Here is a 16447-nt window from a genome sequence, read left to right as displayed (position 1 = left end):
TGCCCCGCCACCACTCGGGCGGGGTCTACCACCCCCCTCCCCACCACAACTGTCCCCCCCCCCCCCCCCCGGGGGGGCCCCCCTTCTCCGTTTTCCGGGTCCGTGTTCCCGGGCCCTGCGGGTTCCCGCCGTCTCCGCGTGCTCTGGGTGCTTCGGGTGCGTGCTGCCGGTCGGCGGCGGGGTGCTCGTCACCGCCGTCCTCGCGGGGGCCTTCGCCGGCCGTACCCGGCGGGTGGCGGGCGGGCCCGCGGGCGCCTCCGGCAACGGATTCGTGGACCACCCCCGTGACCGTGTAAAGTAGTCGATGTCGCCGAGGGAAACCGCAGGTAGCCCCCGGTGACAACGCAGGTCAAGGGGCTGTAGCTCAGTTGGTAGAGCGCTTGCATGGCATGCAAGAGGTCCGGGGTTCAATTCCCCGTAGCTCCACAGCAGTCGAGGGCCGCCTCCCGTTCCGGGAGGCGGCCCTCGGCGTTTCCCGCCGGGCGGGCGCACGGTTGACCCGTCTCGCAGCGCCCGGCCCGTGCCGCCCGCTACGGTCGTGACATGGCCGATCTGGAGCGCAGACGCAACGAGGAACTGGCCCGGATACTGCACCAGCTCGGCTGGAACCCGGAGCGCCTGGCCCGGGAGGTGAACCTCACCCTGCAGCCCGGCCTGGCGATCAGCTCCACCGCCCCGTACAAGTGGCGCGACCGGGGCATGGTGCCGCGCAGCCCGCACGACCAGGCGGTCTGCGAGGTGCTCAGCCGCACGCTGGGCATCGCCGTCACCTATGAGCAGCTCTGGGGCCGGATGGGCGGCAACCGGGGAGCCAAGATCCTCTCGCCGCGGCTGCTCACCGACCCGTGGACGGCCGACACCGCCCAGACCGCCCTGCGCGAGGCGGCCACCGACGCCGGGCCGGTCCGGCTCACCGACCTCTTCCGGGGCGCCGACCTCGACCAGGCCGCCCGTCGGCTGGCCTCCCCGCCACCACCGGTCGGCGGTGGCGAGGGCGCCCTGCGGATCGACCCCGGCCTGGTCGACGAGCTCGGCTTCTCCTACCGGAGCAAGCTGCGGCTGGAGCGGGCCTGCGGGGGCGGGCTCGTCCTCGGCCCGGCCCGGGCCGAACTCGCCATGGTGGCCAAACTGCTGGAGCTCGGCGCGTACGACGAGAAGCGCGGACGCGAGCTGTACGGCACGGCGAGCCGGCTGGCCGGGCTGGCCGGCTCGGCCGCCTACGACCTCGGCCATGACGCGGCCGCCCAGCGGGCGTTCGTGGCCGCGCTGCGGGCCGCGCACGTCAGCGGCGACCCCCGGCTCGGGGTGGAGGTGGTCGGCTCTCTGGTGGTACTGGCCACGCACGGTCCGGGCGGGCGGGGGTCGGGCGCCGTCACGATGCTGGCCGCGGCGCTGGAGTCCGCCGGGGACACCCTCGGCCCGGCCGAACGGGCGCTCCAGTACGGCCGGATCGCCCGTGCGTACGGGCGGTGGGGCGAGCCGGAGGCGGCCGGTGCGGCGGCGGAGCGGGCGTTCGCGGAGGCGGGTGACGGGGTGATGGCGGATCCCGAGACGGGGGCCGATCTCGCGGGCATGGTGGGGGAGGCGTACCTCTACCTCGGTGACCACCGGCGGGCCCAGGCCCTGCTCGCCGAGGCGGTGGCCGGCCTCGGCCCCGGCCGGGCCCGGGCCAAGGCCCTGCTGCTGGTCCGGCTGGCCGACTCCCACCGCCGCGACGGCGCCCCCGAGGAGGCCGCCAGGACCGCCGTCCTGGCCCGCGCGCTGGCCTCCGGCATGCAGTCCGAGCGGGTGGCCCGGGCGCTGCGCGACTTCGACGCGGCCTCCCGGGCGGCATTGCCGGGAGGCGCCTGAGCCCCTTGCGGTACCCTGAGCCCATGCGAACCGTGCGCCTGCTCCTTAGCCGGCCGCGCTGACCAGGACCGGCCGCGCCTTCGGGCGGTGCCGGAGTCGGCGTGGCGTCCCCTCCTGCGAGGGGATTTTTTGTTTTCCGCCTGCGTTTCCCGCGCCCTGGCCGTGGCCGGCCGGGTACCGGTACGGGCCCGGCGACGGTTCGCCAACCGACATCGATGGAGCTTGAAGGACCATGAGCGAGACGACCCCTGCTTCCGGCGCGGCCGAAGCCGCAACCGAGCCGTTCCGGTACAGCGCCACCCTGGCTGCGGAGATCGAGTCCCGCTGGCAGGACATCTGGGAGAAGGAGGGCACGTTCAACGCCCCCAACCCGGCCGGCGACCTGGCCGACCCGGCCGCCGGTGACGTCACCGCGAAGCCGCACAGCTTCATCATGGACATGTTCCCGTACCCCTCGGGCGCGGGCCTGCACGTCGGCCACCCGCTGGGCTACATCGCCACCGACGTCTACGCCCGCTACCAGCGGATGACCGGCCACAACGTGCTGCACACGCTGGGCTACGACGCCTTCGGCCTGCCCGCCGAGCAGTACGCGGTGCAGACCGGCACCCACCCCCGGGTCTCCACCGAGGCCAACATCGCCAACATGCGCCAGCAGCTGCGCCGGCTGGGCCTGGGCCACGACCCGCGCCGTTCGATCTCCACGATCGACCCGGAGTACTACCGCTGGACCCAGTGGATCTTCCTGCAGATCTTCAACTCCTGGTACGACGAGCAGGCCGGCCAGGCCCGCCCGATCGCCGAGCTGATCGCGCAGTTCGAGTCCGGCGCGCGGCAGACCCCGGACGGGCGTGCCTGGGCGGAGCTGTCCGCCGCCGAGCGCGACGAGCTGCTGGGCGAGTACCGGCTGGCGTACTCCAAGGAGGTGCCGGTCAACTGGTGCCCGGGCCTGGGCACCGTGCTGGCCAACGAGGAGGTCACCGCGGACGGCCGTTCCGAGCGCGGCAACTTCCCGGTGTTCAAGTCGAACCTGCGCCAGTGGATGATGCGGATCACCGCCTACTCGGACCGCCTGATCTCCGACCTGGACCTGCTGGACTGGCCCGAGGCCATCAAGCTGCAGCAGCGCAACTGGATCGGCCGCTCGGAGGGTGCCCGGGTCGACTTCGCGGTCGGCTCCGGTGAGAAGATCACCGTCTTCACCACCCGCCCCGACACCCTGTTCGGCGCCACCTACATGGTGCTGGCCCCCGAGCACGGCCTGGTCGACTCGATCGTCCCGGCCGCCTGGCCCGAGGGCGTCCCGGCCGAGTGGACCGGTGGCGCCGCCACCCCCGCCGAGGCCGTGGCCGCCTACCGCGCCGCCGCCGCGGCCAAGTCCGACGTCGAGCGTCAGGTCGAGGCCAAGGTCAAGACCGGTGTGTTCACCGGCGCGTACGCGGTGAACCCGGTCAGCGGCGAGCCCGTCCCGGTGTTCATCGCCGACTACGTGCTGATGGGCTACGGCACCGGCGCCATCATGGCCGTCCCGGCCCACGACAGCCGCGACTTCGCGTTCGCCCGCGCCTTCGCACTGCCGATGCGCTGCGTCGTCAAGCCCACCGACGGGCGCGACGACGACCCGCACACCTGGGACGACGCCTTCGACACCTACGACTCCGTCATCGTCAACTCGGCGCACGCCGAGGGCACCGAGGACGGCGTCTCGCTGGACGGCCTGAGCGTGGTGGACGCCAAGGCCGCCGTCACCGGCTGGCTGACCGCGCACGGCATCGGCGAGGGCACCGTCAACTACCGCCTGCGTGACTGGCTGTTCAGCCGTCAGCGGTACTGGGGCGAGCCCTTCCCGATCGTCTACGACGAGGACGGCGTGATGCACGCGCTGCCCGAGTCGATGCTGCCGGTCGAGGTCCCCGAGGTGGACGACTACTCGCCGCACACCTACGACCCGTACGACTCCGCCTCCTCGCCGAAGACCCCGCTGTCGCGCAACGAGGACTGGGTCAACGTCGAGCTGGACCTGGGCGACGGCGTGAAGAGGTACCGCCGCGAGACCAACACCATGCCCAACTGGGCCGGTTCGTGCTGGTACGAGCTGCGCTACGTCGACCCGTCCAACGGCTCGCGCGTGGTGGACCCGGCCAACGAGCAGTACTGGCTGGGCCCGACGGCCACCAAGCCGGGCGGCGGCGCCGACCTGTACGTCGGCGGTGCCGAGCACGCCGTACTGCACCTGCTGTACGCCCGCTTCTGGCACAAGGTGCTGCACGACCTGGGCCACGTCTCCTCGGTCGAGCCGTTCCACAAGCTGTTCAACCAGGGCATGATCACCGCCGATGTGTACCGCGACGAGCGCGGCTTCCCGGTGCCCGCCGCCGAGGTCGAGGAGCGCGACGGCGCGTACTTCTGGGCGGGTGAGCAGGTCAAGCGCGAGGCCGGCAAGATGGGCAAGTCCCTGAAGAACGCCGTCGCGCCGGACGAGATCGCCGACGAGTACGGGGCCGACACGCTGCGCCTGTACGAGATGTCGATGGGCCCGCTGGACGTCTCCCGTCCGTGGGACACCCGTGCGGTGGTCGGCTCGTACCGCTTCCTGCAGCGGCTGTGGCGCAACGTCGTCTCGGAGGCGACGGGCGAGCTGGTCGTCACCGACGAGCCCGCCGACGAGGCGACGCTGCGCGCGCTGCACAAGGCCATCGACGGCATCCGCGGCGACATGACCGGGCTGCGCTTCAACACGGCCGTGGCCAAGGCGATCGAGCTGAACAACTTCCTGGTGAAGCGCGGGTCCACGCCGCGGGTGGTGGCCGAGCAACTGGTGCTGCTGGTCGCCCCGCTGGCCCCGCACATCGCCGAGGAGCTGTGGCGCCGGCTGGGCCACGGCGAGTCGCTGGCGCACACCGACTACCCGGTCGCCGACCCGGCGTACGTGGTGGACGAGACGGTGACCTGTGTGGTGCAGGTCAAGGGCAAGGTGAAGGCCCGGCTGGAGGTCGCCCCGGCGATCTCCGACGCCGAGCTGGAGGCGCTGGCGCTGGCCGACCCGGCCGTCGTCGCCGCGATCGGTGACGCGCCGGTGCGCAAGGTGATCGCGCGTGCGCCGAAGCTGGTGAACATCGTCACCGGCTGACGTTTCGCCGGTGTCCGGCTGTTCGGGGCGGGTGTCCTTCGGGGCGCCCGCCCTGTGGCGTTCCGGGCGTGGTGGTGCTTCGGGTGTGGCGGTGCTTCCGGCCCCGTGGCGTTCCGGGCGTCGTGGCCGGGCTGATCCCGCCGACCGGTCCGGTGGGCGGGGGACCCTCGGGGGAGATCCCCGACTTGTCCCTGATCTCGGCCGTCGGAGGCTCGTTCGGCCTGCCCCGGGACCGGAGTGGAGGCTACCGTGGAACCCTCGGCGACCCGGTCCGCGTTGGGCCCGGTGGGGGCCGGTTCGGCTGTCGGAAGGTGACTCGTGATGGACGTGCTCGGCGTGATGATCGGCCTGGCCCTGCTCTTCGGGATCGCGGTGGCGGTCCTGGCCGTGGTGGGCACGGTGAAGGCGGCGAAGGCGGTCGCGGCGAAGGTCGATCGGCACGAGGCCAACGCCCGGCGTGCGGTGGAGAACGCCGCCCTCAAGGCGAAGACGTACACCAAGGCCGGCCCGCAGGGGCAGATCTCCGCCGTCCGCCTCGGGCTGCGGACCTCGCTGAGCGGCACCCGCCAGGTACTGGAGAGCGGCCTCGCCCAGGACGGCCAGCTCAGCGAGTCGCTCGGCCTGCTGGCCCGGCTCGACGTCCACGCGGCCGAGCTGGACGGAGAGCTGCGGACGCTGGAGCGCGAGCCCGACGCCGGCCGGATCGCGGCCAAGCTGCCCGAGCTGCGGGAGCGGGCCGAGCGGATCACCCACTCCGCCGAGACCATGCGCTGGGCCGCCCAGGACCGGATGCACCGCTTCGCGGACGACGAGCTGAGCCGGCTCAGCAAGGAGTGCGAGAGCGAGGCGGGGGCGCTGCGGCACTGGGACACGTCGGGGGGTGCGGGCTCTTCCGGGTCCGCGGGGGCCTCGGGGACCGCAGGGGCTGGTGCCGGGCGTGGGGCCGGTGCCGCGGGTGCCGCTCGGGAGGGGTCGCAGCAGCGGCCGGGGCTGACCGACGGGAAGGGCGGCCGGCCGAGCGCCGAGGACCTGCTGGGCCTCGGTGACCCGCTGGCCCGGCTGGCGCAGCGGCTGCGGAAGCCGACGACGGGATCGTCGGCGGGCTGACCTGCCGGCCCCGGGTGTCCTGGTCCTGTTGGTCCTGTCGGTCCCGCAGGCCTCGTATGCCGTGTTGTTGGGGTGTCCCGGCCTCGTCGTCCGGGTGCTGCCGTCCGGCGCTGTTATCCGGGCAGGGCGGGGAGTAACCTCCGCCTCATGCCCGCCGACCTCGCACTTGTCACCGATTCCACGGCCTATCTGCCGCACGAAGCTGTTGATCGCCATGGGATCACCGTGGTCCCGCTGAGCGTCGCGGTCGGTGACTCGGTCCTCGCCGAGGGGGTGGAGATCTCCCCGAAGGACGTCGCCGAGGCGCTGAACGGCAAGCAGCGGGTGACGACCTCGCGCTCCAACCCCGAGTCCTTCGCCGCCGCCTACCGGGCGGCCGCCGAGGCCGGGGCGAAGGGGATCGTCTCGGTGCACATCTCCGGTGAGCTGTCCGGCACTGTGGAGGCGGCCCGGCTGGCGGCGGCCGAGGCGCCCGTCCCGGTGCGGGTGGTGGACAGCCGGCTGGTCGGCATGGCTCTCGGGTACGGCGTGCTGGCGGCGGCCGAGGCGATCGCGGCCGGGCGGGAGCTGGACGAGGTGGCCGAGGCCGTCATCCGGCGGACGGCGGTGACCAGCGGCTTCTTCTACGTCGACACACTTGAGCACCTCCGCCGGGGCGGCCGGATCGGTGCGGCCCAGGCGTTCTTCGGTTCGGCCCTGGCGGTGAAGCCGCTGCTGCACCTGGCGGGCGGGCGGATCGAGCCGTTGGAGAAGGTCCGGACGGCGTCCCGGGCGATCGCCCGCCTGGAGGAGATCGCGGTCGAGCGGGCGGGCGAGCGCGAGGTCGACATCACCGTTCATCATCTGGCGGCGGAGGAGCGGGCGGAGCCGCTCGCGGAGCGGTTGCGCGGCCGGGTGCCCGGGCTGCGGGACCTGTACGTGGGCGAGGTGGGAGCGGTGATCGGCGCTCACGTCGGGCCGGGGCTGCTGGCGGTGGTGGTCTCGCCGCGCTGAGGCCGGGTGGCGTGGTGGTGGTCAATTCGTAGGAGTGATCGGCACTCGTACGAGTGACCTGAGTTATCCACAACCCCCTGGTTTTCCACAGGATTTTGGTCATTCTCCCGAGGGTGGCCGAGGGCTCCTAGCGTGCTGCGCATGACCAGCGTGAGCCTCGGCGCGGCCAAGCGCCATGAGATCGGTGAGACCGCCCGTCTGCGGATGTCGGCACTGCTGCCGGCGGCCGAAGGGCCGCTCGGTGCGGGGGAGCCGGTGGCCACCGGGCCGCCGTCGGGCGTGACTTCGGGCGGGCCGCTTTTGGGAGGGGTGCCTCTGGGAGGGGTGTCGGAGCCGGGTGTGGTGGAGCCGCCTGCGGCTGGGGGCGGCAGGGCGCGTTCGCGGTTCGCCCCGGCGGTGGTACTCGACCGGCGGGCGGTGGCCGGGCTCACCGTCCTGCTGCTGCTTGCCGTGGGCTACGGCCTTCAGCATTTCTGGCTGGCGCGGCCCCGGCCGGTCGCGGTGCCGGTGGTGGCGGTCGCCTCGGCGGCGCCGGCACCGGCGGCGAGCGGACCGGCCTCGGCGGAGACCGCCTCCGATGCCGCTGCCCGGGCCGGCCCCGATACCGGCCCGGGGGCGGGGGCCGTGGTGGTGGACATCGGGGGCAGGGTGCACGCGCCGGGGCTGCACACCCTGCCCGGCGGGTCCCGGGTGGCGGACGCGTTGCGTGTGGCCGGTGGCCCGCTGCCCGAGACGGAGACCAAGAGCCTCAACCTGGCCAGGGTGCTGACGGACGGTGAGCAGATCCTGGTCGGCGAGCCCGGGCCGCCCCCTGCCGCCGGGGCGGGATCCGGCCCTCCGGCGGCGGCCGGGCCGAAGCAGCCGGTCAGCATCAACCGGGCCACCCTTGAGCAGCTCGACACCCTCCCCGGCGTCGGCCCGACGCTTGCCCAGCGCATCCTCTTGTTCCGCACGTCGCACGGGTCGTTCCGCTCCCTCGACCAGCTGAGACAGGTCAACGGCATCGGCGAGCACATCTACGCCGAGATCAGACCGCTGCTCACCCTCTGACTCCCCGCCCCGCTCCGCCGCCCGGTCCGTCCGTCGTCCCCGCTCCGCCGCCTCGCCGAAGGGAGGTACCGTCATCGCCACCGTCGACCCGGCTTCGCCCGCCCGTGCCCCGGCCGCCGACTTCCGGCTGCTGCTCCCCGCCGTGTCGGCGTGGGTGGTCGCGGCCGCGCTGCTCGGCCTGGACCCGGGGCACGGTGCGGTGGCGTCGGTGTCGGCGGGAGCGGCGGCAGTGGTGGGCGTCCTCCTGCTCACCCGCCCGGGTGTGCGCCGGAGCCGAGGGACGGCCGCCACCCTGGCCGCCGTCCTCCTCACCGGTGCGGCGGCCACCGCCGCCACCCTCCTGCACACCGCCGACCTGCACCGGGGGCCGCTGCCCGAGCTGGCCCGTGCCGCGGCGGCCGCGGCTCCCCGGGGTGCCGGCCGCCCGCCCGAACCGCCGCCGCCCGCCCCGGAAGTGGGCGTCGAACTGACCGTCACCGGCGACCCGAGAGCCCGTACCTCCCGGAGCGGGGGGCCGACCGGCGGGCAGGCCGTCCTCACCGTGGACGCCGTGGCGGACCGTGTCACCGTCCGGGACGGGCCTGCCCCGGGTGACCGCCGTACCAGCGGTGCCGGGTACACGGTCCGGACGCGGACCCCGGTGACCGTGCTGGTGCGAGGGCAGGCGGTCGAGGCCTGGCAGCGGTTGCTCCCGTCGGCCCGGCTGGCCGTCGAGGCCGAGGTCCGCCCGGCCGGTGAGGGCCACGACACCGAGTCCGCCGCGCTGCTGCTCCCGCACGGGCCGCCCCGGCAGCTCGCGACGCCGAGCCTGCCGCAACGGATCGCGGGCCGGCTCCGGGGCGGCCTGCGGGCGGCCTCTGACGGGCTCCCGCCGGACGCGCGGGGTCTTCTCCCCGGTCTGGTCGTCGGCGACACCTCCCGGCTGCCCGACGATCTCCGGGACGCCTTCCGGGCCACCGACATGGCCCATCTGGTCGCGGTGAGCGGGGCGAACCTGGCGATCGTGCTCGGTGTGCTGCTGGGCGCGCCGGGGCGGGCCGGTACGCCCGAGCGCCGGGGCCTGGCGGCCCTGCTCGGGCTCTCGCTGCGCAGTACCGCGCTGCTGGGCACGGCCGTCACCCTGGCCTTCGTCACCATCTGCCGGCCGGAGCCGAGCGTGCTGAGGGCGGCCGGTACGGGCCTGGTCGGGCTGCTGGCCCTGGCCACCGGCCGCCCCCGCCAGGCGGTGCCCGCGCTCGCCGGCACCGTTCTGATCCTGGTGCTGGTCGATCCGTATCTGGCGCGGTCGTTCGGCTTCCTCCTCTCGGTGCTCGCCACCACCGGCCTGCTGGTCCTCGGCCCGCACTGGGCGGCCGCCCTGCGGGCCCGGGGCTGGCCGCGTCACCTGGCGGGCGCCGTCGCCGCCACGGCGGCCGCCCAGGCGCTCTGCGCGCCCGTGACGGTCGTGCTGTCCGCGCACATCAGCCTGGTCGCGATCCCGTGCAATCTGCTGGCCGAGCTGGCGGTGGCCCCGGCGACGCTGCTCGGCTTCGCGGTCCTCGCGCTGGACCCGCTCTCGCCGGCGCTGGCCCGGGTGCTCGCGGAGCCGGCCGCGATCCCGGTCGGCTGGCTGGCGGCGGTGGCGAGGCGCGGGGCCGAGCTGCCGGGCGCGCAACTGTCCTGGCCGGGCGGGCTGTTCGGGACGGTGTCGCTCGCCCTGGCCACGGTGGCGGTCTGCTGGACGGCGCCGCTGCTGCTCGCCCGGCGGGTGGACACCGGCGCGGGCGCGCCCGGCCGGGCCGGCCTTCGGGGCAGGCGGCTGCGGGGCGGGCGCATCCGGCTGCTGGTGGCGGGCCTGCTCCTGCTGGCCCTGCCGGCCGTCCTGCTGCGACCGCCCCTGCTCACCCGGATCGCCACCGGCTGGCCGCCCCCGGGGTGGCGGATGGCGATGTGCGACGTCGGCCAGGGCGACATGCTGGTGCTCCCCGTCGTCCCCGCCGATGTGTCCGGGGGCGGCCGGGAGCCCGACAGCGCAGTGGTGGTGGACGCCGGTCCGGACCCGCGCGCGGCCGACCGCTGCCTGCGCGACCTCGGCATCACCGCCGTTCCACTGCTGCTGGTGACGCACTTTCACGCCGATCACGTCGAGGGCGTACCGGGGGTGCTGCGCGGGCGCCGGGTCGGGGCGATCGAGGGCACCACCCTGGACGATCCGCCGGGTGAGGCGGCCCGGGTGTCAGGGTGGGCCGCCGCCGCCGGTGTCCCGCTGCTGCGCGCCGGGCGCGGCGAACGGCGGGCGGCCGGGGCGGGCCTCTCCTGGGAGGTGCTCTGGCCGGATGCCGAGGCGGCGGCCTCGGCATCCGGCGCCAACAACGCCAGCGTCGCGCTGCTGGTCACCCTGGCCGGCGGACTACGGCTGGCGTTGCTGGGCGACCTCGAACCACCGGCCCAGTCGGTGCTGCTCGGCCGCCTCGGCCGGACCCGGGTGGACGTTCTGAAGGTGGCCCATCACGGGTCCGCCCATCAGGACTGGGGGCTGGCCGCAGCCCTGGGCCCCCGGCTGGCGCTGATCTCCTGCGGCGAGGGCAACCCGTACGGGCACCCCTCGCCGCGGACGGTGGAGCGGCTTCGGGCCCTCGGCGCCGCCGTGCTGCGGACGGACCGGGCCGGGGACATCGCCCTGACCGGGGAGACCCCGGCCGGCCTCGGTGCGGTCGTCCATCCGTCCGGCGACCGGCCGGCGGGAGGGCACTGAAGCATGCGGCCCCGCTGTTCAGCCCTCCTCGCGCCAGCCCTCGTTCTCGGCCGCGACGGCGTCCAGGGCGCGCAGGTGCCGGGCCGTCCAGCCGTCCTCGGGAGGTTCCACGACCACCAGCCACTGCGCGTCCTCGGCGTCGTCCTCGCCGGCCAGGGCGTCCCGGACGATTTCCAGCTCGCCGAGGTCGGGGTGGTTGGCGCTCAGCTCCTCCGCCGCCTCGTCGGCGGCGTCGCGGTCGGGAAGGACGAGCAGCTGCCGGGCGCGCGGGTCGAAGGCGTCCGGCTGGTCGATGGTGAGGTCTTCGGTCACCGGTCCATTCTCCCCGGGCCGGGTGCGCGGCTCGCGTTCGGCCCTGCCTCCGGTGGCGGTCGCGTTCCTGTCGCGGTGGCGGTCGCGGCCGGGCGGGGAGTGTCCGTACCCCGTGGGATGCTGGTAGGCGATGGCCAGGAAGAGTGCACCCGACGATCTGCTCGCCCCGCTGACCCTCGCGGTCGGTCAGGAGGAGCTGCTGCTCGACCGTGCGGTCGCCCAGGTGGTGGCGGCGGCGAGGGCGGCGGACTCCGACACCGACGTGCGGGACATCCCGCCCGGGGGCCTCCAGCCCGGCAGCCTCGCCGAGCTGACCACGCCCTCGCTGTTCGCCGAGCGCAAGGTCATCGTGGTCAGGGCCGCTCAGGACCTCTCCGCCGACTCCGTGAAGGAGGTCAAGGCGTACATCGAGTCCCCGGCCGATGAAGTGATCATGGTGCTGGTGCATGCCGGCGGCGCCAAGGGCAAGGGGCTGCTGGACGCCGGGCGGAAGGCCGGGGGCCGGGAGGTCCAGTGCGCGAAGCTGGCCAAGGCGGGGGAGCGGCTGACCTTCGTCCGGGGCGAGTTCCGCACGCTCGGGCGGTCGGCGACACCGGAGGCGTGCCAGGCCCTGCTGGACGCGCTCGGCAGTGACCTGCGCGAGCTGGCCGCCGCCTGCAGCCAGCTCACCTCGGACGTCGAGGGCACCATCGACGAGACCGTGGTCGCCCGCTACTACAGCGGCCGGGCCGAGGCCACCGGCTTCGAGGTGGCCGACCTCGCGGTCACCGGCCGGGCCGCCGAGGCGCTGGAGCGGCTGCGCTGGGCGCTGGCCGTGGGGCAGCCGCCGACCGGCATCACCTACGCCCTGGCGTCCGGGGTCCGCAGCATCGGGCGGCTGGCGACCACCGGGCGGAACATGCGACCGGCCGACCTGGCGCGCGAGCTGGGCATGCCGCCGTGGAAGGTCGAGCGCGTCCGCCAGCAGATGCGCGGCTGGACGGGAGACGGGGTGGCCATCGCCCTCACCGCGATCGCGCAGGCGGACGCCGCCGTCAAGGGCGGGTCCGACGACCCGGCGTACGCCCTGGAGCGGGCCGTGGTCGCGGTCGCCCGGGCCTCCCGCGCGGGCTCCCGCCCGTACTGAGCGGCTCCCGCCACAGCGGCCCGGCGGTTCACCCCCGGGCGGGCTCACCCCGGTACGGCTGACCCGCCCTGCCCGGCGGGCCCGCGCCACCCCGGAGCCACCGCCGCTACGGAGCCACCGCCACCCCGGAGCCACCGCCGCTACGGTCCGCCGATCGCCTTGAGGACGTCCCGGCTGTCGGCGATCATGATCTGCCGGACGGTGTCGCGGTCCAGCGTGTAGTCCTTGCCGGTCTGGTAGTTGTCGGTCCAGTAGAGCGAGTACGTCATGCCGCCGTCCCGGACCTCCAGGTAGCAGTTGATGTCGTGGAAGGTCTTGTCCGAGCTGGTCGGCTCGTCGCCGTAGGCGAAGTAGGCCTCCTGGCCGAGGTTCCGCACATCGGTGATCTCGTACTTCTGCTGCTCGAAGAAGATCCTGGTGGCGGCGAACTCGGGGGCGGCGTCGACGGCCTTGTGCAGTTCGGCGCGCATGTCGATGGTGGCGTAGTCCGGGCTGTCGCTCCCGCTGACCGTCCGCTTCATCAACGCGTAGCAGCGCATGATGTCCATGGAGTCGCTCCGGCTGCTGTGCTGCAGCGGATAGTTGTCCACTATGCGGTAGTTCTGGTTGAACTTGGTGAGCTTGCCCGCGTCACAGAGCTTGTCCACGGTGTGGTAGCCGCGGACGCTCTGCGGGAAGGAGCCGCTGGTCACCATCCGGGGTACGACGGCCACGGCGCCGGCCCAGCCGGCCGAGGCCAGCAGCGCGCCCACGAACGCCCAGACGGCGTTGCGGCGCAGGTTCCCGGCCCGTCGGCCCGGCCCACCGCCGCCCGGAGCCGGTGGCAGGCCGGGCGAGGCGGGCAGCCCGGGCGGCGGGCCGAAGCCCGGAACGGCCGTCGCCGGCGGGAACTGCTGCGGATGCTGTGGCGGGTGCTGCTGCGGAAAACCGGCGAACCCCGGCCCGCTCTGTCCCGGTAGCGGCGGTGGTGGCGGTGGTGTCGCCATAGGTGCCCCCCTGAGCCCTCTGCACAGGTGATCGTCGAACGTGATCCCCATTGCCTTGCCGTGACCGAACCCTAGCGGTACGGCCACAGCACGCGACAGGCGCCGCAGCCACCTCTGGGGAAGAGGTCCGCTGCGGCGCCTGCCGTACTGCTCTGTGCACCGCACCCGCGTGGCGAACGCAGGCCGCGTGCGGTGCGAATCCTTGTCGTACCTCAGGAGTTCGGGTAGAGGGCCGGTTCGTCCTGAGGCGTGTGGGGCCGTGGGCCCCGGGGGCGTCAGGCCTGGACGGCGTTGACGCGCTTGGTGATGGCCGACTTCTTGTTGGCGGCCTGGTTGGCGTGGATGACGCCCTTGCTCACGGCCTTGTCCAGCGCCTTGGAGGCGGCGCGGGCCAGCACGGCGGCCTTCTCGGTCTCGCCGGCGGCAGCGGCCTCACGGGCCTTGCGCAGAGCGGTCTTCAGCGAGGACTTGACGGCCTTGTTGCGCAGGCGCGCCTTCTCGTTGGTCTTGTTGCGCTTGATCTGGGACTTGATGTTCGCCACGAAGGAGCCTCAGTCTTGTCTGTAACGGTTCTGGAGGTCCCCCCGGCCGAAGGCTGGGGGAGGGTTGCACCGCGCGGCCGCCGGACCAGCTGAGAGGGCATGCCGAGGCCAGGTGCAGCGCCCCACGCTACCAGGGGGCCGCCGCCCGCCCCAAACCGGCCGCCCCGGCGGCCCGCCCGTGACGGCCCGCCCCGGTCCGGCCGCCCCCGGTCCGCCCCGGCCTACGCGCTCAGCAGCGGCTCGCCGTAGTGCTCCACCTCGGGGAAGGGCCGGTAGTACCGGTGCAGCAGGTCCCGCCACCGCTGGTACTCGGCCGAGCGGCGAAACCCCTCGGTGTGGTCCTCCAGGGTCTCCCATTCCACCTGGAGCAGGAACCGCGAGCCGCGCCCCTCGTCCAGGCAGCGGCGCAGTTCCAGCGCGCGGAATCCGGTCTGGACCGAGATCAGCGGCCGGGCCTCGGCGAAGGTGGCGAGGAAGGACTCCTCCTGGCCGGGCAGGACATCGAGCAGGGCGCTTTCGAGGATCATGGAACGCCATCCTGCCGCGCCGCGGAGGCCTGTGGAAGAACCGACCGGCGGCGCACGTCGCGGGCGTGGGAAGATGGGAGGAACTATTTCGATCGGACGACTGTCCGGTCCCCGGGAAACCGGTCAGCGATGACCCGGACACCCCCGGCCCCCGGACCAACGGAGAATCGGACCAAGGTGCCCGCGACCCCCAGCAATGTGCCAGAGCCCAGCCGTACCGACCCGGCGCTGATCCGCAACTTCTGCATCATCGCCCACATCGACCACGGCAAGTCGACGCTCGCAGACCGGATGCTGCAGATCACCGGCGTCGTCGACCCGCGGCAGATGCGTGCCCAGTACCTCGACCGTATGGACATCGAGCGTGAGCGCGGCATCACCATCAAGTCGCAGGCCGTCCGCCTCCCGTGGGCGCCGAAGACCGGCCCGGACACCGGTACGACGCACATCCTCAACATGATCGACACCCCCGGCCACGTGGACTTCACGTACGAGGTGTCCCGCTCCCTCGCCGCCTGCGAGGGCACCGTCCTGGTGGTGGACGCCGCCCAGGGCATCGAGGCCCAGACCCTCGCCAACCTGTACCTGGCGCTGGAGAACGACCTCACGATCATCCCGGTGCTCAACAAGATCGACCTGCCGGCCGCCCAGCCGGAGAAGTACGCCGCCGAGATCGCGCACATCATCGGCTGCGACCCGGCCGACGTGCTCAAGGTCAGCGCCAAGACCGGCCTGGGCGTCGAGGAGCTGCTGGACCACATCGTCGCCAACATTCCGGCCCCGGTCGGCGTCAAGGACGCCCCGGCGCGCGCGATGATCTTCGACTCGGTGTACGACTCCTACCGCGGTGTGGTCACCTACGTCCGTGTGGTCGACGGGCAGCTCACCAAGCGCGAGCGGATCGCGATGATGTCGACCGGCGCGACGCACGAGCTGCTGGAGATCGGTGTCATCTCGCCCGAGCCGAAGGTCGCCGACGGCCTCGGCGTCGGCGAGGTGGGCTACATCATCACCGGTGTGAAGGACGTCCGGCAGTCCAAGGTCGGTGACACCATCACCTCGATGCACAAGGGTGCGACCGAGGCGCTGGGCGGTTACAAGGACCCGCGTCCGATGGTCTTCTCCGGCCTCTACCCGCTGGACGGCTCGGACTACCCGCTGCTGCGCGACGCCCTCGACAAGCTGCGGCTCAACGACGCCGCGCTGGTCTACGAGCCGGAGACCTCGGTCGCGCTCGGCTTCGGCTACCGCTGTGGCTTCCTCGGCCTGCTGCACCTGGAGATCATCCGGGAGCGCCTGGAGCGGGAGTTCAACCTCGACCTGATCTCCACCGCCCCGAACGTGGTGTACCGCGTGGTGATGGAGGACGGCAGCGAGCACACCGTCACCAACCCGAGCGAGTTCCCCACCGGCAAGATCGCCGAGGTGTTCGAGCCGGTCGTGCGCGGCACCATCCTGGCGCCCAACGAGTTCGTCGGCGCGATCATGGAGCTCTGCCAGTCCCGCCGCGGCAACCTCCAGGGCATGGACTACCTCTCCGAGGACCGGGTCGAGCTGCGCTACACCCTGCCGCTCGCCGAGATCGTCTTCGACTTCTTCGACCAGCTGAAGTCCAAGACCCGGGGCTACGCCTCGCTCGACTACGAGCCCATCGGTGAGCAGAGCGCCAGCCTGGTGAAGGTCGACATCCTGCTGCACGGCGACGCGGTGGACGCCTTCTCCGCGATCGTGCACAAGGACAAGGCCTACAACTACGGCGTGATGATGGCGGGCAAGCTGCAGAAGCTGATTCCGCGCCAGCAGTTCGAGGTGCCGATCCAGGCCGCGATCGGCTCGCGGGTGATCGCCCGTGAGACGGTCCGCGCGATCCGCAAGGACGTGCTCGCCAAGTGCTACGGCGGTGACATCTCGCGTAAGCGCAAGCTGCTGGAGAAGCAGAAGGAAGGCAAGAAGCGGATGAAGATGGTCGGCCGCGTGGAGGTCCCGCAGGAGGCCTTCATCGCCGCGCTGTCCACTGACGCCGAGGCGCCGAAGGAAAAGAAGTAACCAGCGGTGGCTGAACGGGCCCGGGGCGAGCAGCCCCGGGCCC

12 protein-coding genes and 1 tRNA gene are annotated in these 16447 nt (G+C 73.3%); 9 read left to right on the top strand and 4 right to left on the bottom strand.

All coding sequences use genetic code 11. The features are described 5' to 3' along the window. Positions 1-353 precede the first annotated feature (353 nt). From ACIQIB_RS12165 to ACIQIB_RS12135, 7 genes are all read left to right on the top strand, one after another. Positions 354-426 (top strand) — tRNA-Ala (locus ACIQIB_RS12165). Between the two features lie 117 nt (positions 427-543). After that, complete coding sequence (locus tag ACIQIB_RS12160; protein ID WP_363607528.1) at positions 544-1851, top strand: hypothetical protein; 1308 nt, start codon at positions 544-546, stop codon at positions 1849-1851. A 232-nt stretch (positions 1852-2083) separates the two neighbouring features. Beyond that, positions 2084-4981 carry a leucine--tRNA ligase gene (leuS, locus tag ACIQIB_RS12155; protein WP_400757744.1) on the top strand — a complete coding sequence of 966 codons (2898 nt, stop codon included), beginning with the start codon at positions 2084-2086 and terminating at the stop codon, positions 4979-4981. A 321-nt stretch (positions 4982-5302) separates the two neighbouring features. Beyond that, positions 5303-6088, top strand: coding sequence for a hypothetical protein (locus ACIQIB_RS12150; protein ID WP_400757743.1), 786 nt, complete (start codon positions 5303-5305; stop codon positions 6086-6088). A gap of 147 nt (positions 6089-6235) precedes the next feature. Continuing rightward, positions 6236-7081, top strand: coding sequence for a DegV family protein (locus ACIQIB_RS12145; RefSeq protein WP_363607525.1), 846 nt, complete (start codon positions 6236-6238; stop codon positions 7079-7081). A 141-nt stretch (positions 7082-7222) separates the two neighbouring features. Further along, the gene (locus ACIQIB_RS12140; protein WP_363607524.1) at positions 7223-8131 is read left to right on the top strand and encodes a ComEA family DNA-binding protein; all 909 of its coding nucleotides are present in this window, start codon (positions 7223-7225) and stop codon (positions 8129-8131) included. Between the two features lie 142 nt (positions 8132-8273). Next, a complete protein-coding gene (locus ACIQIB_RS12135; protein WP_400757742.1) occupies positions 8274-10865 on the top strand; it encodes a ComEC/Rec2 family competence protein in 2592 nt (863 codons plus the stop codon). An 18-nt stretch (positions 10866-10883) separates the two neighbouring features. On the opposite strand, the gene ACIQIB_RS12130 is transcribed toward ACIQIB_RS12135, so the two are convergent. After that, on the bottom strand, positions 10884-11120 hold the full coding sequence (locus tag ACIQIB_RS12130; RefSeq protein ID WP_363607593.1) for a hypothetical protein: 237 nt from the start codon (positions 11118-11120) through the stop codon (positions 10884-10886). A gap of 187 nt (positions 11121-11307) precedes the next feature. Here ACIQIB_RS12130 and holA point away from each other — a divergent pair, with 187 nt between their 5' ends. Continuing rightward, complete coding sequence (gene holA, locus ACIQIB_RS12125; protein ID WP_363607502.1) at positions 11308-12303, top strand: DNA polymerase III subunit delta; 996 nt, start codon at positions 11308-11310, stop codon at positions 12301-12303. Positions 12304-12443: 140 nt separating this feature from the next. Here the strand turns inward: holA and ACIQIB_RS12120 are convergent, their stop codons facing one another. The 3 genes from ACIQIB_RS12120 to ACIQIB_RS12110 all read right to left on the bottom strand — a co-directional run bounded on the left by ACIQIB_RS12120 (position 12444) and on the right by ACIQIB_RS12110 (position 14358). Beyond that, on the bottom strand, positions 12444-13289 hold the full coding sequence (locus tag ACIQIB_RS12120; protein WP_400757741.1) for a hypothetical protein: 846 nt from the start codon (positions 13287-13289) through the stop codon (positions 12444-12446). A gap of 275 nt (positions 13290-13564) precedes the next feature. After that, positions 13565-13831 (bottom strand): 30S ribosomal protein S20, encoded by a 267-nt coding sequence (rpsT, locus tag ACIQIB_RS12115; protein WP_363607500.1) that lies wholly within the window; start codon positions 13829-13831, stop codon positions 13565-13567. A gap of 221 nt (positions 13832-14052) precedes the next feature. Beyond that, a complete protein-coding gene (locus tag ACIQIB_RS12110; RefSeq protein WP_363607499.1) occupies positions 14053-14358 on the bottom strand; it encodes an antibiotic biosynthesis monooxygenase in 306 nt (101 codons plus the stop codon). Between the two features lie 177 nt (positions 14359-14535). On the opposite strand from ACIQIB_RS12110, the gene lepA reads away from it, so the two are divergent. Further along, positions 14536-16404, top strand: a complete 1869-nt coding sequence (lepA, locus tag ACIQIB_RS12105) for a translation elongation factor 4 (protein ID WP_363607498.1) — start codon at positions 14536-14538, stop codon at positions 16402-16404. Positions 16405-16447 lie beyond the last annotated feature (43 nt).

The sequence above is a fragment of the Kitasatospora sp. NPDC092286 genome (assembly GCF_044755565.1).
Classification (GTDB): domain Bacteria; phylum Actinomycetota; class Actinomycetes; order Streptomycetales; family Streptomycetaceae; genus Kitasatospora.
Note: the sequence above shows the minus strand (reverse complement) of the source record. Positions and strands in the feature narration are given on the sequence as shown.

Excerpts from the sequence above, each read along its gene's own strand:
- ACIQIB_RS12145 (WP_363607525.1), top strand. The coding sequence starts at position 6,236 with ATGCCCGCCGACCTCGCACTTGTCACCGATTCCACGGCCTATCTGCCG.
- holA (WP_363607502.1), top strand. The coding sequence starts at position 11,308 with ATGGCCAGGAAGAGTGCACCCGACGATCTGCTCGCCCCGCTGACCCTC.
- ACIQIB_RS12120 (WP_400757741.1), bottom strand. The coding sequence starts at position 13,289 with ATGGCGACACCACCGCCACCACCGCCGCTACCGGGACAGAGCGGGCCG.
- ACIQIB_RS12150 (WP_400757743.1), top strand. The coding sequence starts at position 5,303 with ATGGACGTGCTCGGCGTGATGATCGGCCTGGCCCTGCTCTTCGGGATC.
- ACIQIB_RS12110 (WP_363607499.1), bottom strand. The coding sequence starts at position 14,358 with ATGATCCTCGAAAGCGCCCTGCTCGATGTCCTGCCCGGCCAGGAGGAG.
- ACIQIB_RS12140 (WP_363607524.1), top strand. The coding sequence starts at position 7,223 with ATGACCAGCGTGAGCCTCGGCGCGGCCAAGCGCCATGAGATCGGTGAG.
- leuS (WP_400757744.1), top strand. The coding sequence starts at position 2,084 with ATGAGCGAGACGACCCCTGCTTCCGGCGCGGCCGAAGCCGCAACCGAG.
- ACIQIB_RS12160 (WP_363607528.1), top strand. The coding sequence starts at position 544 with ATGGCCGATCTGGAGCGCAGACGCAACGAGGAACTGGCCCGGATACTG.